General features: G+C 40.3%; 21 protein-coding genes. 10 read left to right on the forward strand and 11 right to left on the reverse strand.

What is annotated here, in order from left to right:
- The first annotated feature begins 91 nt into the window (after positions 1 to 91).
- Positions 92 to 547 carry a PA2169 family four-helix-bundle protein gene (locus tag IEE83_RS16960; RefSeq protein WP_194121718.1) on the forward strand — a complete coding sequence of 152 codons (456 nt, stop codon included), beginning with the start codon at positions 92 to 94 and terminating at the stop codon, positions 545 to 547.
- Positions 548 to 650: 103 nt separating this feature from the next.
- Entirely contained in the window at positions 651 to 1133 is a 483-nt protein-coding gene (locus IEE83_RS16965; protein WP_194121719.1) for a DUF4385 domain-containing protein, read from the forward strand.
- A 22-nt stretch (positions 1134 to 1155) separates the two neighbouring features.
- Here IEE83_RS16965 and IEE83_RS16970 read toward each other — a convergent pair whose 3' ends face one another.
- The 4 genes from IEE83_RS16970 to IEE83_RS16985 all read right to left on the reverse strand — a co-directional run bounded on the left by IEE83_RS16970 (position 1156) and on the right by IEE83_RS16985 (position 3948).
- Positions 1156 to 2043: a PNPOx family protein gene (locus IEE83_RS16970; protein WP_194121720.1), complete on the reverse strand. Its 888-nt coding sequence runs from the start codon at positions 2041 to 2043 to the stop codon at positions 1156 to 1158.
- Positions 2044 to 2322: 279 nt separating this feature from the next.
- On the reverse strand, positions 2323 to 2823 hold the full coding sequence (locus tag IEE83_RS16975) for a PRC-barrel domain-containing protein (protein ID WP_194121721.1): 501 nt from the start codon (positions 2821 to 2823) through the stop codon (positions 2323 to 2325).
- 34 nt (positions 2824 to 2857) lie between these two features.
- Positions 2858 to 3286: an OmpA family protein gene (locus tag IEE83_RS16980; protein ID WP_194121722.1), complete on the reverse strand. Its 429-nt coding sequence runs from the start codon at positions 3284 to 3286 to the stop codon at positions 2858 to 2860.
- 269 nt (positions 3287 to 3555) lie between these two features.
- Positions 3556 to 3948: a YtxH domain-containing protein gene (locus IEE83_RS16985; RefSeq protein ID WP_194121723.1), complete on the reverse strand. Its 393-nt coding sequence runs from the start codon at positions 3946 to 3948 to the stop codon at positions 3556 to 3558.
- A gap of 248 nt (positions 3949 to 4196) precedes the next feature.
- Between IEE83_RS16985 and IEE83_RS16990 the strand changes: the two genes are divergently transcribed.
- Complete coding sequence (locus IEE83_RS16990; RefSeq protein ID WP_194121724.1) at positions 4197 to 4625, forward strand: EamA family transporter; 429 nt, start codon at positions 4197 to 4199, stop codon at positions 4623 to 4625.
- 289 nt (positions 4626 to 4914) lie between these two features.
- Complete coding sequence (locus IEE83_RS16995) at positions 4915 to 5319, forward strand: nuclear transport factor 2 family protein (RefSeq protein ID WP_194121725.1); 405 nt, start codon at positions 4915 to 4917, stop codon at positions 5317 to 5319.
- Between the two features lie 453 nt (positions 5320 to 5772).
- Here IEE83_RS16995 and IEE83_RS17000 read toward each other — a convergent pair whose 3' ends face one another.
- The 5 genes from IEE83_RS17000 to IEE83_RS17020 form a co-directional block, all read right to left on the reverse strand.
- Entirely contained in the window at positions 5773 to 6957 is a 1185-nt protein-coding gene (locus IEE83_RS17000) for an MFS transporter (protein ID WP_194121726.1), read from the reverse strand.
- A 233-nt stretch (positions 6958 to 7190) separates the two neighbouring features.
- Positions 7191 to 8117, reverse strand: a complete 927-nt coding sequence (locus IEE83_RS17005; protein ID WP_194121727.1) for a helix-turn-helix domain-containing protein — start codon at positions 8115 to 8117, stop codon at positions 7191 to 7193.
- An 81-nt stretch (positions 8118 to 8198) separates the two neighbouring features.
- Positions 8199 to 8960: an SDR family NAD(P)-dependent oxidoreductase gene (locus tag IEE83_RS17010; protein WP_228101844.1), complete on the reverse strand. Its 762-nt coding sequence runs from the start codon at positions 8958 to 8960 to the stop codon at positions 8199 to 8201.
- Between the two features lie 260 nt (positions 8961 to 9220).
- Positions 9221 to 9916, reverse strand: a complete 696-nt coding sequence (locus IEE83_RS17015; RefSeq protein WP_194121729.1) for a LytR/AlgR family response regulator transcription factor — start codon at positions 9914 to 9916, stop codon at positions 9221 to 9223.
- Positions 9909 to 10994: a sensor histidine kinase gene (locus IEE83_RS17020; RefSeq protein ID WP_194121730.1), complete on the reverse strand. Its 1086-nt coding sequence runs from the start codon at positions 10992 to 10994 to the stop codon at positions 9909 to 9911. The genes IEE83_RS17015 and IEE83_RS17020 overlap by 8 nt, the downstream gene beginning before the upstream one ends.
- A gap of 185 nt (positions 10995 to 11179) precedes the next feature.
- Between IEE83_RS17020 and IEE83_RS17025 the strand changes: the two genes are divergently transcribed.
- The 5 genes from IEE83_RS17025 to IEE83_RS17045 all read left to right on the forward strand — a co-directional run bounded on the left by IEE83_RS17025 (position 11180) and on the right by IEE83_RS17045 (position 16571).
- Positions 11180 to 12313 (forward strand): TlpA disulfide reductase family protein, encoded by a 1134-nt coding sequence (locus tag IEE83_RS17025; protein ID WP_194121731.1) that lies wholly within the window; start codon positions 11180 to 11182, stop codon positions 12311 to 12313.
- Between the two features lie 655 nt (positions 12314 to 12968).
- Positions 12969 to 14084: an acyltransferase family protein gene (locus tag IEE83_RS17030; RefSeq protein WP_194121732.1), complete on the forward strand. Its 1116-nt coding sequence runs from the start codon at positions 12969 to 12971 to the stop codon at positions 14082 to 14084.
- Positions 14085 to 14233: 149 nt separating this feature from the next.
- Positions 14234 to 14842, forward strand: a complete 609-nt coding sequence (locus IEE83_RS17035; RefSeq protein WP_194121733.1) for a TetR/AcrR family transcriptional regulator — start codon at positions 14234 to 14236, stop codon at positions 14840 to 14842.
- An 83-nt stretch (positions 14843 to 14925) separates the two neighbouring features.
- On the forward strand, positions 14926 to 15789 hold the full coding sequence (locus IEE83_RS17040) for a sialate O-acetylesterase (protein ID WP_194121734.1): 864 nt from the start codon (positions 14926 to 14928) through the stop codon (positions 15787 to 15789).
- A 197-nt stretch (positions 15790 to 15986) separates the two neighbouring features.
- On the forward strand, positions 15987 to 16571 hold the full coding sequence (locus tag IEE83_RS17045) for a DUF308 domain-containing protein (protein ID WP_194121735.1): 585 nt from the start codon (positions 15987 to 15989) through the stop codon (positions 16569 to 16571).
- Positions 16572 to 16691: 120 nt separating this feature from the next.
- Here the strand turns inward: IEE83_RS17045 and IEE83_RS17050 are convergent, their stop codons facing one another.
- Both IEE83_RS17050 and IEE83_RS17055 read right to left on the reverse strand, forming a co-directional pair.
- On the reverse strand, positions 16692 to 17591 hold the full coding sequence (locus tag IEE83_RS17050) for a helix-turn-helix domain-containing protein (protein WP_194121736.1): 900 nt from the start codon (positions 17589 to 17591) through the stop codon (positions 16692 to 16694).
- A 15-nt stretch (positions 17592 to 17606) separates the two neighbouring features.
- On the reverse strand, positions 17607 to 18416 hold the full coding sequence (locus IEE83_RS17055; protein WP_194121737.1) for an SDR family oxidoreductase: 810 nt from the start codon (positions 18414 to 18416) through the stop codon (positions 17607 to 17609).
- A 1304-nt stretch (positions 18417 to 19720) separates the two neighbouring features.
- On the opposite strand from IEE83_RS17055, the gene IEE83_RS17060 reads away from it, so the two are divergent.
- Entirely contained in the window at positions 19721 to 21145 is a 1425-nt protein-coding gene (locus tag IEE83_RS17060; RefSeq protein WP_194121738.1) for a sulfatase, read from the forward strand.
- Positions 21146 to 21148: the final 3 nt, after the last annotated feature.

Consider the following 21148-nt stretch of genomic DNA (forward strand, 5'->3'; position numbering starts at 1 on the left):
ATTGAAAATAATCCGCAATTTGTAAAGTTCAAAATGCATAATGGCATGGTATTATTTGTAATGCCCTAATATCATCAACAACAAAATCATTATGGAAAATACAGAAATTGAAACAGGAATAATCAAAGATCTGATCGAGATTAATAATGACCGTGTGGCAGGTTTTGAAAAAGCAATTGCGGATATAAAGGATGAGAACATCGATTTGAAAGATCTTTTTGAAACTTATGCGCAACAAAGTCGTAAAAACGCTCAGGAATTGTCTGCGATCGCAGGATCTGCTCCGCATCTGGAAACTGAAAAGAGTGTAAGCGGTACCTTGCACCGCGCATGGATTGATGTAAAATCATTGTTTGGCGGAAGTGATCGCGGAAGCATTCTATCCGAAGCAGAACGAGGTGAGGATGCAATTAAAAAAGCATATAAAGATGCATTGAGCGGTGGAGAACTTCCGGAAAGTGCTATTGAAATTATTAATACCCAGGCGCAGGGAATTAACGCTGCACATGACCATATTAAAGCTTTGCGTGATACTGCTCAGCTATAATTCAAAAAGTTAATTGAAAGCTGCCTTAAAAGAGGCAGCTTTTTTTAATTTTCAACGTTGCTCCGTATAATTTGTTACATAATTCGTCATTCTTTCCAAGTCTATGGGCAGCAAACCGTCGTATCTGAATTTTGACAAACCGGCATATGCCTGGAAACCTGATATTGATTACAAAGCACATCCTGAATCTTACCGGGTGGGAAAAGGTGAACAAGGCGAATTGATCTGTGAACCCTATAAATCGGAGATCGGGCAGTTTTGGAGATTCAAAACAAAGGCTATTGCTGAGGACAGCAGTCAAAAAATTTATGATCTTTTTTTAAAGTACCTGGATCAAAATGATTTTGTTGGAGCAGATATGGCTCGCAAATATTTGCAGATGGGTTTCACCCGGGCTCGCCGTTATGCCAATTATAAAGGCGGTAAAAAATACGACAAGGATCACGATTATCAGCTTTTAGAAAAAGGAACCGGACAACTGGAAAAAGCAGAGGCGGCAGCCATATTTTTCACCAAATGGAAAGATGCGGAGAGCAATCCTAAATATGCTGATCTTAAAAAAGACTGGATGGAAAAGTTTGGTTAAGAGTTGATAATGGCAAAGAGTGTCAGGGATTATAATGGGAGTAATCAATCAGATGTGCAGAGAAATTTTCAAGTGATTTTAGAAAAACAACCTTTTCAATCTGGAAATCCCAAAAACGATTTGTCCCGCCAGTGAAAGTTGATGCACTTTCATCATGTAAATGGATATCAGCCTTACCAATTAATTGCATAGTTTCACCGTTTGAAAAATCAATAAATAATAATCCAGCATGTGGATTTTCATGGAAATTCCCCAGGGTATTAAACATTGAATTTCCCTGGTAATCCGGGATTCGAAGAATACTTTCTCCCGCAAGTGTAACAAAACCCGGATTCCCTCCCCGATGCGAAACATCCAGATTACCACCACCGTCGCTGCTCGCTACAAAAATAGTATCTGCCTGATCAATCCATTTTGTCAAATCGTGACTGGCCAAATTGGCTTCATGACCAGAAAATTCTACTTCTCTCCTTTGAATATATTTGGGGCAATTCGGAAAGGCCTGTTCAATTTCAATTTCCCAGAATTTTTCCCGCTGTATTATTTGGCCGTTAATTCTAAATCTTCTGCGGGATAACAGGTCAATAAATAAAAGTCCGACCGAAGAATTTTGATGAATATTTTCCCAGAAAATATCCCCGGAATCAGAGCGAAGTAAATCCGGATTCAAAAGTATATGATGCGCGTCCGTTACAACAACAAAACCCGGATCACCGGAAAGTACCGACGGCCAGATATTTCCTTCACGGTCCTGACTTGCAGCCAGAAAAAACTTTTGACTTTGAACAAAATTAACCGCCCCTCCGCCAATGACGTCTTTTATAATTGACCCGTTCTGCATCGCAAAATACTCTTCTCCCGTACTTTGCTGAACATAAAGTTCGCCGCTATGAAAAACTGAATTGGCCATTATTCTTATTCAAATTCGGAAATTAATATTTCATATTGAAAACGCAGTCGAAAGCATCAAAAATCCTAAAAAACCATAAAACAGGCACTTATTGGCAGTTATTATTAATAGTCTCAAAACATGTAAACGGACAATTTTTTAATTACGTTCCCATGTAAACGTTTGGCATGAAATATTTTAAAAATTCAAATAAAAACCCATCCGGCTACTCATACCGGAAGGGTTCAAACTTAATTATATAATATTTTAATTGCCGGATTATTTCACTGTCTCCAGGAATCAATCTTTAAGTTTACGACTTCCATAAAATCGGCTCTGATCAAAATGCTCATGCTGATAAAAGTTTTCGGGATGACTTTCATAAACCGTTTTGCCAGCAGCCAGCGCGGCTGCCAGTCCGGTAAAAGCATGCTGAATAGAAGCCTCCGTCTGTGGCGTAATTTCTCCTTTACGGTATTCGGGCAGACTGCCTAGCTCACGTGATGCCAACTCAGCCAGTATGATCTGGTCATCCTGTTCGTGTAGCGAGGCTAAACCTATGGGCACCAGAACCCTTTTTTGTTTCAAACCAATATCATTACCGTAAAGATTCACCACGATATATAAAACCTTTTGTGTTGTTTTATCAAAAATAAGTTCGTCGGATTGACCTACATAATTTGAAATGACATCTAAAACTTTCCAGCCTCTGATGTCAGGCTGTCCGTCGGCAATTTCAAAATTGCTGCTTCCCAATTCTTCCAACCGGTCGTTTCGGGGTTGATTTCCGCTTGTTTCCATAATTATAATTTGATAAGGTTTTTAACTTTTCCCGTTATGGGTTCATGACCACAATCTCAACTCTTCGATTCATTTTTCTACCCTGTTCGCTTGCATTGCTGGCCACAGGATCTTTTTCACCCATAGCTCCCATTGATATCTTTTCTGTTGAAACTCCTGCATTATCGACTAACCAGTTTTTAACTGATTCAGCCCGCTTGGCGCTCAGCTTTTGGTTCAGATCTGCATCTCCGGTTGCGTCAGTATTGCCATAAACGGCAATCCAATAATTGCTAAAACGCTTCTTGATTGATTTAGAAATCTGTTCAAGCTTGTCTTTTGCTTTTCCCTGAACCTGGTCCTGTTCGCTTTCAAAAAGAATATTTTCACCAAGACCATAAATTGTATATTTATCATTTCCCCGGACAGAGATACTTGTATCTGTTATCGTTAAATGAGGCAGAAGGGGAATTAAAGTCGACACTTTCCCAGTCTGGATGGCTGGCAGGAATCATTTGAGAAACGCTGTCTTTCGAATCTGTCGCAGCACTTTCTGTGTTGTCACAGCTTCTGAAAAAATAGATTAATATAGAAATCACCAACGCCAGAAGAATCCAGATCCACCACGGAGATTTACGTTTGGGCTGTACGTCAAGTTCGGCCATAAGGGTTTCTGAAATTTAGATATTACTATGGCTCCCGTTAAACAGAGCCATAGTAATACGAAACATATAAATTTGAAATATGCCAGTTTTAATTTTGGCCAGACTGAGCAACATTTCCGTTATCAAACCGGAATTTGTCGACCGTAGATTTAGTTTCGTCTGCAACCTGTATAACCGTATTAACCGCCTTATCAGCATATTCATCAACGGAAGTACTTGCGCGTTGTGCTATTGAATCAACTTTTTCTTTTGCCGTATTTACAACCTCAGCAGCAGCTTCCTTGGTACGGTCCCATTGATTTTTAAGATTATCTTTTTGCTCGTCTGCCAGATCTTTTAATTGCTGACGGGTTTCCTCGCCTGATTTTGGAGCGTACAAAAGTGCAGCAAGAGCACCGATTGCAGCACCGATAAATAAACCAGTTGCAAAACCTGCGCTATCCGAATCTTCTCTTTCGTAATCTTGATGTTTAGATTTCATAGTTTTAATTTTTGTTGTGAATTCAGGCTTTCAATATAAAAGTGTGCCACCAGTCATGCTTAAATGAGCACTGGAAGCAAAGAAGTTTGTGTGTGTCCGTTTAAACATCTGATATCGATGATGTTTTAATTCCCTATGCTAGTAGCATGAAGGGGTCAAGTAATATAAGCCACTGACAATGGTATAGTTATTTTAAGGCGAGTCGGATTGGTTTTATAAACGAACAAGTTTAATCTGAGGAATACAGTATGTGGTTGATTTGGGCAATTCTGGCTGCTATAACCGCAGCGCTGGTAACTGTATTAACAAAAGCAGGTTTAAAAAATGTGGATTCGAGTCTGGCTTTTGCCCTTCAGTCCGTACTGATCGTTTGTATCACCTGGGCAGTAGTAACATGGCAGGGAACATTCTCCGGAATAAAAGAAATTGAAACCAAAGCCTGGGTTCTTTTGGGACTTGCCGGTGTGGCAACAAGCCTTTCAACATTATTTTCTTTTAAGGCATTATCAATGGGACGTGCATCGTACGTGACAACTGTTGAACGGTCTTCACTGGTCATCGCCGTAATTCTTTCTGTTTTATTTTTGAAAGAGAAAATCACATGGCAATTAATCGTTGGCGTTGTTTTGATTATCAGCGGAGCCGTACTGATTGCGCTATCTGAATCAGGAAAATAGCTTATAATATAAACATCGAAAATCTTCATTTAAGACTTTTTCACCAAGCCGAAAGTCGCAAAACCGGTAATGTTTTTTGAATAACTATTTTTGTTTTTTTAAGTGAAATTTCCAGGTCAAATTTTGCCGCATTGGCCCTGCACCTCTTCATCTCAATGATCCTCATTGAAGCGAAATGCCTTTCTCAATCTTGATAAATGATAAGTTTATTCTTATCATTTATCAATGGACAGCAGTCAAAATCGTCAGACATTTGTCTTTATAGTAATTCAATTTAAAATATAAAGCGATGAAAACTGCGAAAGAACTGTTAATCGATTATTTAGAACACGTTGGTAACCCTGACATTCAAATTGAGCTTTTTGCCGATGATGCTGTGATTGAACTTCCATATCTGGCCAGCGCTGGTAGCCCTGCTCACTGGGAAGGCCGGGAAGTTTTATATAATTTTCTGGGCAATCTGCCTAAAACTTTTCCCGGATTTAAATTCAAAAATATACAGATCCATATCGACACTCCGGATCAGGCATTTGGCGAATATGAGGCAACGGCCGTTATTGCTTCCAATGGCAAACCTTACGCCCAGCATTATATGGGAAGAGTGGTTGCAGAAAATGGAAAAATCAAATTGCTCCGCGAAGCATTGAATATGGTACCTGTTATCAGAGATATAAAAGGTATTTCGATCAGCTAAGACAGTGATTGATTATTACGAACGTTTGTTTATAATTTTTAGATCTGCCAAATCTGAGTTATCCTTTCTGTATCACAAAAGCCCCATTTTGTTAAAAGCCTTTTAGGGATAAATCAAAAGCCTGGATAAAAACTCAGAAACAACGCATCTGGTTATAACCTGGCGAAGTCTTGTTATAACCGATGCGCTGAAACCAGGTTTGTTCCGCGTGCAAGTGGCATATTTGTCAATGCAGTAAAGGTTCCAACAGGGTTTATTAGCCGTAAAACAGACGGACCGTCAGTTTGAACAAGCGCTATCCTACACTTTGTGAAGTCGCTATTGCACCATCAACAATCGTAGCAGATCTGTTCCATTGTCATTCACATTCACCAACAATGCGGATCACATAAGCGGCTGGTGCAAGCCTGCTCATATTTCAGTATATTCTCCTTCTGCAAGTTTGATTACTTTTCAAATTTGTGGACTTCGATTCCTTAACACCAACAATAGGCTCGTTAAACCAATCAGAAAAAGACTCAACACAATTGGAAAAACTTCTTTTGCCATCAAACTGCTTATGACTGATCCCAGAAAACCTCCTGTAAAAAAGAAAAACGTTCCATACATTGCAGAAGCCAATCCTGCAAAATTCCCAAATGGCTCTAATGCCAAAGCACTGCTGTTTGGCTCAATAGCCACGTTTATACCCATTAAAATACCGACCGAAATAAAAAATATAAAAATGTCAGGCGGATCGCCCCAGTTCAAAGTGAGTACAAGTAATAAACCTGAAACGGCGGTATAAAGAATAAGAAGACCTTTAACTGTTTGCGAAGCACCATAACGCGCCGAAAGATAGGAATTCAGAAGGGAGCATAATGACATGATCGACCCGATACCGGCGAAGATCCATGCAAACCATTTTGGTTTGCCGTAGATGTCACCAACAATGTGTTCGGAACTCGCAACATAAGAACTCAATGCGGTAAAAAGGGCCGTTGTAATTCCGGTGTATTTTAGAAAAATCCTGTTAGTCAACACGTTCCGAAATTCTGAAAAAATTTGGTTCCAGTGAAAGGTGCTGCGTTTTTCAGCCGGATGAGATTCTTCCAGACGCAGCGACCAGACAAATACCATAATTGCAAACAGCGGTGGCGTTAAAAACACCATTTTCCATGACCAAACAGACAGTATGGCTAAACCCAAAAAAGGGGCGATAATCGGCGTAAATAGAAATATAGTAAAGATCAATGACATGATTCGGGCCATTTGATCTCCTACAAAACGGTCACGCACGCCGGCCACTGTTGTCATAAAAACAGCTGACGCTCCTACCCCAGCCACAAACCGGGCGGTAAGCATAAGCGGAAAATCTGGTGCCAGGGCAGCCGTGATTCCGCCGATGATATAAAGAGGAAAACCGACCCGCAAAATCGCAATGCGTCCAAACCGATCTGACAGGATGCCGAAAAAAATCTGCGCTACCTGACCCATGAAGAAAAAGGAAATAATTTTTGAAGTGACTGTGGACTGCGGATCAAGACCGAAATCTTGTCTGATGGCTCCTAATGCGGGAAGCATAATGTCAATTCCCAAAGCAGTCAGCGTCATCGTGCAGGCAGAGAGCGCGATGAACTCAGCCGGTTTCATTTTCATGTTTAATTTTTAATCAGTAGTTGCGACGATATAAGGAAATTTCTCCGTTTTCCCCATATCAAAACTAATATCTAATTAAAAGAACAAACCGGTGCGATAAAGACAAATAGTGGTGTTAATTAGGACAAATACGTTTGATATTTTATCCAAAATTCCCGGACAAAAAGCTTAACGAATCTTAACCCGGCAGAAAATCAAAATTAATCCGATAGCGCACGGAAATTCTTTCAAAACTATTTAGATAATCCATGAAAAGCTGATCTGAATTGCACAGGAGAAGTTCTTGTTTTTATTTTAAACAATCTGCTAAAAGACTGCGGATGCTCAAACCCCAATTTATAAGCCACCTCACTGATCGTCAGGTTCGTAGTAGAAAGCAATTCCTTTGATCGTTCAATCAGATTTTGATGAATATGCTGCTGGGCATTCAACCCGGTAAGCGAACGCAGCATGTCACTTAAATAATTGGATGTGTAATTCAACTGTTCAGCTAAATACTGCACGGTCGGTATCCCGTCAACAATTGGTCTTTCTTCTTCGAAATAGGTATTCAAAAGATCTTCCAACTGCGGAAGCAGATCATTACTATGCTGGCGTGTCAGGAACTGGCGTTTATAAAAACGTTTACCATAGCTCAGTAACAGCTCTATTTGTGCAATGATCACTTCATGGCTGAAATCATCGATCCGGCTGTTGAGTTCATCATTGATAAAATGGTATATTGCAAGCACGGTTGTTCTCTCTTTTTCGGACAGATGAAGTGCCTCGTTGGTAGCATATGAGAAAAAACCGTATTGTTTTATCTTTCTGGCAAGGGGATAACCGTGCAGAAAATCCGGATGAATGATCAGCGAATAACCTGCATTGTCCTTATACTCTTCCGAATTCCCGATGATCTGATTCGGCGCTGTGAACAACATACTTCCCTCATCAAAATCATAATAACCCTGGCCATACCTGAACTTCCCACCCAGCTTGGTCGTAAAAGAGATTTTATAAAAACCAGAAACATAACTGACTGGAAGACGACCCAGGTCAATATGCCCGTCAGTGGCATCCATCATACTAATTAACGGATGGACAGGCCCCGGAAGGCCCAGCATGCGATGTATTTCAGATATGGATTCAAGTTTACTGAGCCTTGGCATTTCTGTTTTCATATTTAAAGATAATATTTATAACCGGTGACCACCCTGGCCACCGGTTATAAATTAAAGTTACTTTTAACTATTAACGACCAATTACCATGGCAGCGGGCCGTCCGGACCGGTGAAAGCGGCTGTCGGACCATCTGTTTCCAACGCCACACGAATTGGTTCACGTGAGCCCACTTCAACAGAATCCGTTCCCTGGAAATTGTTAAGTGCTGTGGCAGTAAAACCAGGACTGACTGCATTAACCTTGATATTTTCCTTTTCCAGTTCTATGGCAAAAGCCATCGTTACGGCATTGAGCGCCGTTTTGGAAGCAGCGTAAACAACGCCGAAATGTTCCCTTGCCCAGCAAGCCGGATCAGCCACCCAGGTTAATGAGCCAAGTCCGCTTGACACATTAACAATTCGTGCTGCCGGTGATTTTCGAAGTAGCGGAAGCGCCGCCTGCGTTAGCGCAATAACGCCGAACACGTTGGTTTCCCAAACCGTCCTTACCTCTTCAATCGACGCTGTGGTTGCTCTGCCATCCTCCGTTGTTTCTTCCAATGTGCGGCCAGGTTTACCGGCGTGAGCGATCGCTGCATTGTTTACCAGCAAATCCAGACGACCGGATTCTTTTTTGATAAGTTCCACTGCTTCGTTGATGGTTGATTGCCTGGTGACGTCAAGCTCAATTGCATGGGCAGTTTTACCGATTTCAGCTGCCGCTTTTTCCCCGTTGCCCAAATTACGTGAACCAACATAAACGATATATCCCTTCTCTGCCAGCGCTTTGGCGATCTGAAAACCTACGCCCTGATTGGCACCGCTGACCAGCGCGATTAGTGGATTGCTTGTTGATGATTCCATCAGATTTTCCATTAAATTATTGATTGATGATTTAACAAAGGTGCGCATTCACCGTCTGCCAGTCATAACCAAATCAAGGACATTCTTAACCAAAATGAAAACAGGCAAAAAGACTTTTGGATTGAGTGCTTCTTTGGGTTAATTTTTATCATTTTCCATTGGTCCCTTCCTTTAAGATTGGTAGTGCATAGTTGCTTTTCCTCCATAAAAGTTTTTCTTTTTGGAACAAACAGGAAGTATAACCCGAGTCAAATCAGATTCTATTTATCAATTTTTGAAAGTTTATTCCGCAGTGAAAAGACATCAATCTTAAAACTATCACCAATCGGCACCGGGATTTCTCCCAGATAAAGCTTTTGATTGTCAAGTCCGGAAATGTATTTTATGCCGACTAGATACGAACGATGCACTCGTTGAAAGGCAGTTGGCGGCAGCAGTTCGGCCAGGTACTTCATTGTCATGTGTGTGATATAATTTCCTTTTGTAGTAAAAATGATCACATAATCTTTTATTGACTGAGCGTAAATAAAGGTTTCATGCTCAATTCTGACCAGTTTGCCATCCACTTTGAAATAGGTATAAGCCGGAATTATTTCTGATACTGTATTTTGTTTGAAAAACTTGCTAACACTTTTTTCAAATCTTTCATAAGTGACCGGTTTTAACAGATAATCAACCGCGTCAAGTTCGTAACTTTCAATTGCATATTCAGAGAATGCAGTAGTAAAAATAACCGGCGGAGGATTTTTGAGTGATCTGACAAAATCTACACCGTTTAAAGCCGGCATTTTTATATCAAGAAACATCAGATTTACATCTGTAATGCTGAGAAATTGAAATGCTTCCATTGCATTTGCACAAGATGCGGTGAAAGTCAGACCGGGCGTCTGATCAATATATCTTTGCAGGACCTGCTGCGCAAGCGGCTCGTCATCAACGACCAGGCATTTAATCATGATTCAACAAAGGTAAGGTGAGATTTACTTCGTAGGTATCATCGCAATCGGTTACCGCCAGCTGATGTTTTGCATATAGCATATTTAACCTGTTCACTGCATTTTCCAGACCAATACCTTTGCCTACTTTTTTCGGATGGTAAGGATTAACAGGCTTGCTGTTACGCACTTCCAGAATCAGTTCTTCTTCGGTCAGACAAATAATAATATGTACAAACCCCTTCCCGGTTTCTTCCCTGATTCCGTGTTTGAAAGCATTTTCTATAAAAGGCAGCAACAACAATGGTTCGATCGTTACCCCGTCATTGACAACCTGCGCCTCAAAGCGTATGTCCATACCGGTTGGATAACGCAGTGTTTCTACTTCTACGTAATTTCTCAAAAAAGCAATTTCATGACTCATACGCACCGTTTGTTGTTTCGAATGATACAAAATATAGCGCATCATTTCGGCATGTTTGGCAATCAAAGGCGCTGTTTTCTCTGAGCGCTGCATGGCAAGCGAATAAATATTATTGAGGGTATTAAAGAAAAAATGAGGCTGCAACTGAATTTTCAAATAATTGAGCTCGGTTTCTACCTGCTTCTGGCGCATCGTCTGCATTTGAAGTTCCTGTTGTGTGGAACGGATAAAATAGGCCAACGCTGTGAACATGAGCATTTCCCGAAAAACAAAGACAATACTAAACGGAAACAGTTTTGGTTTGTAATGAAACCACTTCTCAGCAGACCGGACCGTCTGATCCGGCAGAAAAGTCAATTGGCTGATCAGTCCATGTTCCAATTTTATGTATACGGTTAAAAATATCAGAAAAGCGCCAACCAGTATTGTGAACAAAAAATACCGTTTTTCAAAGAGATAGGTAATGATGATTTTGTAGTAAATAAAGTAAGGAAACATTCTGAGCGTACCGTATGCCAGCCTTTCTACAAACAAATCGGCAGGCGTTGAATCGGTCTTTTCGTAAAAGTTGATCTCGAAATCCGTTAAGATTGGAAAGACAAAGAAAATGATCAGAAAGAAAAAAATCTCTGTTCTGTTCATTTTCCAAATAAAACGGGCTGTACGTGGTTTCATAGGCTGAATTTAACGCTTAGTTTGCTTGAAGGAAAACGGGGCAGCATGCTTAATGACCGTTTTCGACAAAAAGCTTATTTTTTTCGACAAAACCGGGTTTGTCTAATTTATCAAATGACTCATCTAATACCTGATTTTCCCACAGAAAAAGCAGATAAGTTTGCAGAAACAAAATGCTCCCAATCATGCGAAAATCAGTTATTTTTTTAATAATGTCTTTGTTTTTGAGTTCTTATGCCCTGGCTCAATCAGCTGAACAAATCATCTCAGCAGTCAGAAAATCTCAGGAGTCGATTAAAACAATTTCTTACAAGATCGTACGTCATGATACCTTGGTAACCGGAAACCAAAGGACGCTCACCGGTCATGTAAAAGTACGTGTTGACACAAGTGATCATACTTTTGGATTTCTATTTTGGGCAAAAGAAGACAGTGTAAAAAGTCAGCTGGTATATAATGGAAATATGTCCTACGCAACAAATGACGATCAAAAAGCCTATTCTATTTCTACTGACAGATCTTCAATGAAGGACATTTTATACAGTGCCGGAGGGCGTATGGTTGTCACGGATATGGTAAAACTTGATACTTCTGGAACCAGCGGTGTAAGCATTTCACAAAATAAACGCTTTTATTATCTGACCATCAACTATCCGGACCTGACAAAATACGATGTAAGTAAACGGCACAAAACAGTCACGATTGACAAAACAACTATGCTGCCGGTAGCAGTAAGGCAGCACCAGGAAACTTTGGATAAGGTGCAGGATCTGACCTGGAATATCCAGCAGATTCACCTGAATGACCAGGAGTTGTTCTACGATTTTTTCAATCCAGATTTTGTGAAAACTTTCACGCTGAAAATCCCTGTCGTTTCGCAAGCACATCCGTTGATGGCTCTGAAAGGTATGCAGGCTCCCGTATTCGAGTTAAGATCTTTTGATAATAAACCGATTACCTTGCCAGAAACGCTTGGGAAAATATTGCTCCTGGATTTTTGGGAAGTTTGGTGCGGCCCATGCATTGAATCCATGCCCAAAGTCCAGCATCTTTATGAAAAGTATAAGGACAAAGGCCTGCTAGTTTATGGAATCATCAATGACATCAGCCAACTGGAATCCTCCAAAAAACTAATCCGCAAAAATCCGGAAATTCATTTTCCTATGCTCGTAGGTAATGATACGCTAAAAAAGGATTATCAGGTGAATGCGGTACCAGAGTATGTACTTATCGATAGAAAGGGAAAAATTACTTTTATTGGTTTGGGTTACTCTGAAAATATTGAATCCGAAATAGAAAACGTATTAAATGAAAACTAGTGTTGTTTGAATGTTCATTTAAACAACTAAAATTTTAAACTGAACCAGTCATCCTGCCAATAAGTTGCGTCGGCGTTTTTATCTGCGCTTACTTAAAACGATGGCTCGTTCTATTCTTGGCCGATTGTACCGTTGAAGTAAAAAGGATACAGATTAAATAATATATTCAATACCAAAAGCCAAAAAGATTTGTGAATTCCGAATTTAAATGCCACGAAAATATTGAATCCGAGAACGATAACAAAAATGATTTGTAACGATTGCAATAAAACTCAGAATAAAGATTTTCCGCATTGATTTATTTTTGTTTGGATTCGAAGATGCCAATTTTCATACATTAATAGCCCTGCAACCCACCTCTACGGCAATATTCAAAAATAGGCTTTTATTTTTAGTAAAAACAATTTAATCAGATTGCTTTATCATATAGACTGGGAATTAAAAAAGCGGCAGACTATTTTAATTTACTAATATTACAACCCATTGCCAATCAAACTAATTTTATAGTCTATCCTGCTTATACGTTTACTGAGTTTTTAAAATCCTCGGCCAAAAGTAATCTCTTGAATTTTGATTGATAATTGATTTTGATAACTTCGGCCCAAAACAATCAGGCGTGACAATTTCACCCTGATCGGACAGAAAATACAACCCATTGGATACAAATAAAGCCACCGCAAATTTCCTGCAAACAAAACAGCATTTCGATATTCTCGACGGCCTAAGAGGCGTTGCTGCCCTGGCAGTTGTGACGTTTCATTTTATGGAATGGGTCTATACCGATCCAGGCAAGAACTTCATCGGACATGGTTTTCTGGCTGTGGATTTCTTTTTCTGCCTTTCGGGATTTGTGATCGGGTACGCCTACGATGACCGGGTAGCGAAAATGGGAATACTTAACTTTTTTATATCAAGGGCTATCAGGCTGCATCCATTGGTTGTTGCAGGATCAGTATTGGGTCTGCTGGCATTTTTATTCGATCCGTTCGGCGGTCATCCCGAATTGTACAGTACCGGAAAAATCATTTTGACTTTTTTCTGCTCGATATTTTTAATTCCCCTGCCCGTAATTTCCGATCGTGGTTTCAACCTGTTCAGCTTTAATGCACCTGCATGGTCGCTGTTTTGGGAATATGTTGCCAATATAGTTTATGCGTTTTTGCTTTATCAAATCGGCCGGAGTTACCTATTGCTGCTAACCTTGGTCTCGGCCGTAGCCATTTGTTTTGTCGCTTACCGTTCAGGAAATTTATTGGGTGGATGGAGTGGACCCACCCTTTGGGATGGATGTGCCCGGGTCTCCTATTCGTTCCTAGCAGGATTGCTTATTTATCGTTCCAATTGGATCATCAAAAACAAACTTGGATTTTTTGGCTTGTCTTTATTATTACTGCTGGCATTTTTATTGCCATCATCCACAAAATGGAACTGGCTATCAGAACCAGTCGTCGTACTATTTTACTTTCCATCACTGGTAGCTTTGGGTGCAGGCGCAATGTTAACACCAGGCTTAAAAAAGGTTTGCATCTTTTCAGGAAAGATCTCTTACCCTTTGTATATGACACATTATGCCGTCTTATGGATGTTCGGCAATTATTACACCGCCCATAAACCAGGCACTAGCCAACTCGCTGTTATTATCATTACCGGGGTGATTTTACTTGTTGGAGCAGCCTATTTGGTTATGGTAATTTACGATATTCCCCTGAGACATTATTTAAGCAGCAAACGCAATGAAAGGCTTGCAAAACAAAAAGCTGGCGGTATTTAGTTTACCTTATTACTGATAATACTCTTCTAATTAAAAACCAGGCGTTTAAATGTCCGTTAAGCAATCTTAACGTGGCAAGTTAAATTTTGCCTTATCGAATTTTATAATTAAATAAATATTCATTTATCTTTGTTGTAATTACTTATAAAATGCGCACAAGAGATACTAACAAACAGGACTTGGTCAAAAAAATGGCTATTGAGACCATCGTAAAATATGGACTCGAAGGTTTTACCATTGCCAAGCTGGCGAGGGCGTGCAATATTTCCGTGGGAACACCATATGTTTATTACCAGGACAAGGATGATTTAATCATTCAGATTGTGCTGGAAGAAGGCGCAAAAATGGAAGCTGCGATGAATAAAAATTTCGATCCGGATTCTTCATTGGAAGACGGCCTTCGTGTGCAATGGAAAAACAGAGTGGATTATATGATAGAAAATCCTTTGACCGGACGATTTTTCGACCAGATCAGCAGCTCAACATACCACGAGCAGTTACTGGAAAAATTCCATGGAAATTCAGAATGGTTGAATGAATTCAGGGAAAATATCGAACGTTTCATTACCAACGCCGTTGATCGTAATGAGCTTGATCCCATGCCTTTTGAGGTTTACTGGACGATAGCATTTGCACCTTTAAATGCTCTGGTCCGCTTTCATCTGCAAGGCCGGAGTATAACAGGGAAGTCTTTTCAAATGAGTGATGATGTGTTGTGGGAGACTTTTGATCGTGTACTAATGGCTTTAAAGAAGTAATTTTTTTACAACCAAAACTAAATGATTATTAATTTTTAATTCGTTCTTTTCTTTTGAAAAAACATTGAGGTAAAACATAAGCAATGGAAAACTTAATACACTCATTTCTGATGATCGGGCAATCCAATATGGCGGGGCGCGGATTTATAAGAGATGTAAAACCAATATATGACGAGCAGATCAGAATGTTGGTAAACGGGCGGTGGCAAACAATGTCTGAACCCATGAATTTTGACAGACCGACTTCGGGCGTTAGTCTGGCTGCATCATTTGCAGGCACCTGGCGTTTGAATAATGAAAATCAACAAATAGGCTTAATCCCCTGTGCAGATGGTGGTTCCAGTCTGGACGATTGGGCAGTGGGAGGAGTGTTATATGAAAATGCAGTGTTTCAAACAAAACTTGCCCAGCGTACAAGTTCGCTTACTGGCATTTTATGGCATCAGGGAGAAAATGATAGTTTTGCATGCCGTTCTGAAACTTATTATGATAAATTAGCGGTCATAATAGCTGCACTTCGACAGGAATTGGAAGCACCGGATATTCCCTTCATCACAGGTGGTTTGGGTGATTTTTTAAGCACTGGCAGGTATGGGAAATATTTCACAGAATATAAATCTGTGAACCGCGAGTTGCTTCGGTTTGCTAACACAAATCCGAATGCGTATTTTGTATCAGCCGCTGAACTTACAGCTAATCCTGATGGGCTCCACTTTGATGCCCTATCCTTACGGAAATTCGGAATCAGATATTTTGAGGCATTCAAACACCAAAAAAATGTTCCCGGTCCGATTACTGGCGAGAATGAGCTCATCAATACCATACAGGACAGGCCATTCACTAAAAATGAAAAAGCTTCTTTGCTGGAAATTAGTTTTGGACTTGGCAATTTATCTCTTGAAGATTTCGAAAATCAACTATCAACAATAACTGCATTCGACTCCTGATCAAGGCCCGGCACAACAGGGAGTTAAATTAAAACCGCTATAATTTTTTCGATGCTAAACAAGTTTTAGCATCATTTGTATTGTTTCTAATCCTTAATTTATAAAGTAATTTCCCAAATTTTAACTTAGGTGAAAAAAGTGCTGAAAATAACTGCGGACCTTTGAAGTGATAAAAATAAAACTAACCAATTCTAATCATGTCATCTTCATCCTCTTTTCAAGAATCAGCAGACAGTCAGTCAGTTGAAACTGCCAGAGCGTTACGCAGATTATATTTCATGCGGGCCGCCTTTTCAGTATGCTGGGCCATACTTATTGGACTTTTTTCAGCAAAATCAGCAGGATTGGCTACTGCCCTACTCGCTTTTTACCCGATCTGGGATGTTTTAGGCACAATAGCCGATATCCGCGCTAATCGAAACGGTGCCTCAAAAACACCTCAGTATTTAAATGCAGCAATCAGTTTAATTACCTCCATAGCGGTGATAATAGCTTTGCAGAAAGGAATACCCCAAACATTGATAGTTTTTGGTGCATGGGCCATTCTTACAGGTCTGATCCAGTTTATCCTGGGATTAAGTCGCAGAAAAGTTTTGAGCGGTCAGTGGCCGATGATCATAAGCGGCGCACAGTCCACAATTGCCGGTGTCTCCTTCATCGTCTTAGCACATGAGCCAACCCAGGGAATTACAAGTTTGGCAGGATATGCGCTTTTTGGAGCTTTTTACTACCTGCTCGCGGGATTTCGGCTGAACAAAACAAAAACTGTTTCCGAGGCTTGACCGATCGCCAGTGATGATTCGAATGTTTTTCTAAACCGCTGGTTGTCTCATTCAAAATAGTGCCAGCGGCTTTATTTCTTAACACGTTTTTTGATCCTGCTGAGCGAAGGGTTGGCAAAATCAGTTACGGAATTCAACAGGCGTTTTTCCAGTCTTTTGTTTAAAAAGTTTGTTAAAATATTGTGAGTATTCAAATCCCAAAATATAGGCAATCTCACTTACGGTTTTGTCGGTACTTAACAGCAGGTTTTTTGCTTCGTCAATCAAATAAAAGTGGATGTGATCCTGGGCACTTTTGCCGGTCTCTTTTTTGAGCAGATCACTCAAATATCCCGGCGACAAAAACACTTGTTCCGCTAAATCCTTGACTGTCGGCAGGCGTTTTTCAGTATTATCCTGAAAATAAGTACTCAAAATCTTTTCTACCTGCATGACAACTCCGTTATTCGAGTTCTTACGGGTAATAAACTGGCGGCTGTAAAAACGTGTACAGTAATTCAGCACCAGTTCAATTTGCGAAACGATAATATTTTGGCTGTGTTCATCAATATTTTCCTTTAATTCAGTTTCAATTTTTGCCACACAATCCTTCAATATCTGATTCTCTTTATCCGACAGATGCAGTGCCTCTGCCACCTCATAAGCGAAAAAACTGTAATCCTTCATTTTTTCGAATACCGAGGTTGCCCTGATCAGGTCCGGGTGAAAAAATAAACCCCAGCCGGTTAAAGCCGCATCGGGCTCAGAATCGTTTTCCAGTTCAAGCACCTGGTTTGGCGCCATACAAATCAGGCTTCCGTCCTGGAAATCCACTACTTTACGGCCATATTTAAAGTTGTTCCGGTTATAACTTTTACAGATCAGCGAATAGAAATCGCATGAAAGCAATGTTTTCTCAGTGATATCTTCTCTTACTTTGCTAAAATCAATCACAGCAACCAAAGGATGCATGACAGCCCGTTCCAGCCGGAAAAACCGGAACAAGTCTGCAATACTTTTTAAATGAAGGAACGTGCTCATGACTGTAAATATAGCCTAAATCCCAAATTGTGATTTCATTCCTGCCATAAATGTGGCATCATCCACTTGCCCGCGCTGAGCAATAATCGCTCTGGCATCATCACCCGCCGTGTAGCGTAACTGATCCTTACCATCCGTTGCCGCTTCAAAAATGACATCTGCAACCACACTGGCCGGGGATGCATTTTTAAAGAATTCCGGCATTCCTTCCAATATTTTTTGTGCAATGGACTGGTATTCAGCCATACTTTCATCGTTACTAAAATCCAGCGACCGGCCTGAAAAGTCAGTTGCGATGGCGCCTGGTTCAACGATTTTAACCTTGCCACCAAACTGTTCTACTTCATAACTCAACGATTCCGATATACCTTCTACGGCAAATTTCGTCCCATGGTACAAAGTCCCTAAAGGAAATGTCATCTTGCCGCCAATGGAAGAAATATTAATGATAATCCCGCTTTTTTTCCCGCGAAAATGTGGTAATATGGCTTTGGTTACATCAAGTAAGCCAATTACATTGGTATTAAACTGACGGATAATCTGCTCCCGCGAAAATGATTCCAGAATTCCGTAAGCGCCATATCCGGCATTATTCAGTAATACATCGATGCTGCCAAACCGGCTAATACCTTCACTAACTGCATTTTCAATAGAAGATACATCCAGAACATCCAGTTTTGTCACCAGTAGATTTTCACCTGTAAGATTGCTTTCCTCCGGTTTCCGCATGGTAGCAATTACATTCCAGTTTTTACTTAGAAATAGTTGGGCAGTTGCTGCGCCGATACCGCTGCTAGCGCCTGTAATTAAAATGGTCTTTTTCATTTTCTTCGTTTTTAAATTATAGACCAAAGGTCCCTTTAAAAAGCGGTCAGCAGATAATACGAATTCAGGATGTTTGTATGCTTTTTACGGTTTCGGGTGAATCAGCAGTTTTTACTCAACAGATTTATATGTATTCTTTATTTTTCAGGTCTCTTGTCAATATAGCAACAGTGTTATTCAGATAAATATTCGGTACAAATAGATTTTCGCTGCAAACTTGTATGGGAGAAACTTTATGTTTTTTATATTACAAAAAACAATGTATGATACTCCTTATAACCAAATGCCAGCTACCGTAGACTTTTAAACCCATGAGAAAGAGAATCGTAGTATTAACTGCCCTGGTATTTTTTGATGCAGGTCAGGGATTTGCCCAAAAATCTAATCTGCCATAAATGCTGTTCTGGTTTATTATCCGGAAAAAGAAAAAACCGGCCGAAGTTGGCATTAATTCTGTCCTGTTAAAGGGCGATTGCCGTTGCCAATGAAACAATCGCAATATCCCGAGCACACCGTTAGACGGACTGTAAATTTTGGTGTAGCCTACATTGATCTCTGCATTTGTAAATGTGGCATTGGCTTGGGCAAGAGAGGCCAGATTCGCCTGAAATGTATACTGCGCAGCTTCCAACGGACACGCTATCAAAATCCTTGTCTACCAGCGGTTTAATCTGGTTAACCTGCGGCGTTGACATTTGCTTCGGCAATTTTGATATTTACCTGCTCATTTCTTACATTTGTTCATACTGCGGAGCATTGATCCTAAATAACAATTCCCCTTTCCGGTCCGTGGCACCTTCATCCATATAAATTGCATCCTCATAACCATCAATTTTCGAGCGTATTTCAATATTCTGAATTCCCTGAATCCTAGCCTGCTAATCCGTGTAGATCTCTGCTTTGTGTGCTGTAAGTGCGTGAACCGGATAAGATTTTGCTTTGGATTTCTCCCTTATCATCTTTCTCTTTTTTGTTACCACAGGAGACAAATATTCCCAAGCTACAATCAAAGTGCTCTTTCAATCAAATAGAATAGGTATCCGAATTATTTATTCCTTCTGTGTTAACCATTAAAGCTTTGCAAATCTATTTCCTTCTAATCCTCCTTGGATAATAAAAGTTGTAGTGAAAGTTCAGTCTGGCTTGTATTGAAATAAAGTGATACAGATCTTTTAAATTATTTATTCTATCAATTTGATATAGTATCAAAAAAACATTTACTTTCGCCCGACAACCACCAGAAATGCTATAATCTAATCGTACCGGGCAAATCCATCCCGATTGTCCCGTTGTAGTCTTTTGATATGTCCAGATCTTTTATATTTCTGCTGGTGTTTGTTTTGTCAGTTTGCTGCTTTTCGGCAAGTGCAGATAACAAACGAAATGTTTTATTTATTATCGTTGACGACCTGCGCCCAGCTTTGGGCTGCTATGGTGATAAATTTGCTTATACTCCCAATATCGATGCGCTGGCAAAAACGGGTACACTTTTCCAGCGGGCTTATTGTCAGCAGGCCGTATGTTCACCTTCAAGGACATCTATTCTGACCGGACTGAGACCCGACGAGACAAAAATATGGGGACTTAAAAAACCCTTTCGGGAAACAATTCCGGATGCCGTCACTTTGCCTCAGTATTTCAAAAATAATGGCTACATAACTGCTGAGGCAGGAAAAATATTTCATGATCCGGCAACACATCAGCACAGTGCTTCATGGTCGGGACCAGTGTTTTATAATGTAACAGGGAATCAAAAAGGTCACAAATATATTCTGGATGAAAACCTGTTTAGCGGAAAAGGTGCCGCCACCGAACGTCAGGTTGCTGACGACAGTGCTTACATCGATGGAAAAGTGGCAAATGCTTCCATTCAGGTACTTCGCCAAATTTCCCAAAAGCCTTTTTTCCTTGCCGTAGGATTTCGCCGGCCGCATTTGCCTTTTACCGCACCTGATAAATACTGGCAGCGTTTTGATCAAACAAAATTCCCGATTCCGTTAAGAGCATATCCAAAAAACGCCCCTGCGATTGCATTTCATAATTCACAAGAACTTCGTGGATATGCAGATATTCCCGACCAGGGATCTTTTTCCGAAGAACTGGTCAGACATTTATGGCAGGGATATTATGCTTCGGTGAGTTATACTGATGCGCAGATTGGTAAAGTATTGGCAGAACTTGACAGGCTCAATCTTCGTAAAAATACCATTATTGTCCTTTTATCCGATCACGGTTATCATCTGGGAGAACAGGATCAATGGTGTAAATCGACCAACTTTGAAAATGCGGTACGCGTGCCGCTGATTATCTCTGCGCCCGGCACTGGCAAACCGTCTTCCTCTGACGCAATCGTGGAATTGATAGATCTTTATCCAACGATAACTGAACTATGCGGACTTCCCCAGAGAGAAATTTTGGAAGGAAAAAGCCTTACTAAATTACTAAAAAATCCAAAAGCCAGGTTTAAAGATTTTGCATTAAGCCAGTTTATCCGGCCATATGCTGCTTTATCCAATGAAGATAAAATTCAGACCATGGGTTATACAATTCGCACAGATCATTATCGCTACACGGAATGGTATAAATTTAAAACGGACTCCATCATCGCACGTGAATTATATGACCATCACGCCGATCCGGAAGAAAACCAGAATATCGAAGCCGCAACTAAAAAACCACTGCTTGATTCCCTGCATAATCGGTTGAAACAGCTTGTTGTTAAACGTTGAGAA

This window comes from Dyadobacter subterraneus, assembly GCF_015221875.1.
GTDB lineage: Bacteria > Bacteroidota > Bacteroidia > Cytophagales > Spirosomataceae > Dyadobacter > Dyadobacter subterraneus.

What these genes read in the sequence shown, in the direction of transcription:
- IEE83_RS16960 (WP_194121718.1), top strand. Translation starts at nt 92, where the DNA reads ATGGAAAATACAGAAATTGAAACAGGAATAATCAAAGATCTGATCGAG.
- IEE83_RS16965 (WP_194121719.1), top strand. Translation starts at nt 651, where the DNA reads ATGGGCAGCAAACCGTCGTATCTGAATTTTGACAAACCGGCATATGCC.
- IEE83_RS16970 (WP_194121720.1), bottom strand. Translation starts at nt 2,043, where the DNA reads ATGGCCAATTCAGTTTTTCATAGCGGCGAACTTTATGTTCAGCAAAGT.
- IEE83_RS16975 (WP_194121721.1), bottom strand. Translation starts at nt 2,823, where the DNA reads ATGGAAACAAGCGGAAATCAACCCCGAAACGACCGGTTGGAAGAATTG.
- IEE83_RS16985 (WP_194121723.1), bottom strand. Translation starts at nt 3,948, where the DNA reads ATGAAATCTAAACATCAAGATTACGAAAGAGAAGATTCGGATAGCGCA.
- IEE83_RS16990 (WP_194121724.1), top strand. Translation starts at nt 4,197, where the DNA reads ATGTGGTTGATTTGGGCAATTCTGGCTGCTATAACCGCAGCGCTGGTA.
- IEE83_RS16995 (WP_194121725.1), top strand. Translation starts at nt 4,915, where the DNA reads ATGAAAACTGCGAAAGAACTGTTAATCGATTATTTAGAACACGTTGGT.
- IEE83_RS17000 (WP_194121726.1), bottom strand. Translation starts at nt 6,957, where the DNA reads ATGAAAATGAAACCGGCTGAGTTCATCGCGCTCTCTGCCTGCACGATG.
- IEE83_RS17005 (WP_194121727.1), bottom strand. Translation starts at nt 8,117, where the DNA reads ATGAAAACAGAAATGCCAAGGCTCAGTAAACTTGAATCCATATCTGAA.
- IEE83_RS17010 (WP_228101844.1), bottom strand. Translation starts at nt 8,960, where the DNA reads ATGGAATCATCAACAAGCAATCCACTAATCGCGCTGGTCAGCGGTGCC.
- IEE83_RS17015 (WP_194121729.1), bottom strand. Translation starts at nt 9,916, where the DNA reads ATGATTAAATGCCTGGTCGTTGATGACGAGCCGCTTGCGCAGCAGGTC.
- IEE83_RS17020 (WP_194121730.1), bottom strand. Translation starts at nt 10,994, where the DNA reads ATGAAACCACGTACAGCCCGTTTTATTTGGAAAATGAACAGAACAGAG.
- IEE83_RS17025 (WP_194121731.1), top strand. Translation starts at nt 11,180, where the DNA reads ATGCGAAAATCAGTTATTTTTTTAATAATGTCTTTGTTTTTGAGTTCT.
- IEE83_RS17035 (WP_194121733.1), top strand. Translation starts at nt 14,234, where the DNA reads ATGCGCACAAGAGATACTAACAAACAGGACTTGGTCAAAAAAATGGCT.
- IEE83_RS17040 (WP_194121734.1), top strand. Translation starts at nt 14,926, where the DNA reads ATGGAAAACTTAATACACTCATTTCTGATGATCGGGCAATCCAATATG.
- IEE83_RS17045 (WP_194121735.1), top strand. Translation starts at nt 15,987, where the DNA reads ATGTCATCTTCATCCTCTTTTCAAGAATCAGCAGACAGTCAGTCAGTT.
- IEE83_RS17050 (WP_194121736.1), bottom strand. Translation starts at nt 17,591, where the DNA reads ATGAGCACGTTCCTTCATTTAAAAAGTATTGCAGACTTGTTCCGGTTT.
- IEE83_RS17055 (WP_194121737.1), bottom strand. Translation starts at nt 18,416, where the DNA reads ATGAAAAAGACCATTTTAATTACAGGCGCTAGCAGCGGTATCGGCGCA.
- IEE83_RS17060 (WP_194121738.1), top strand. Translation starts at nt 19,721, where the DNA reads ATGTCCAGATCTTTTATATTTCTGCTGGTGTTTGTTTTGTCAGTTTGC.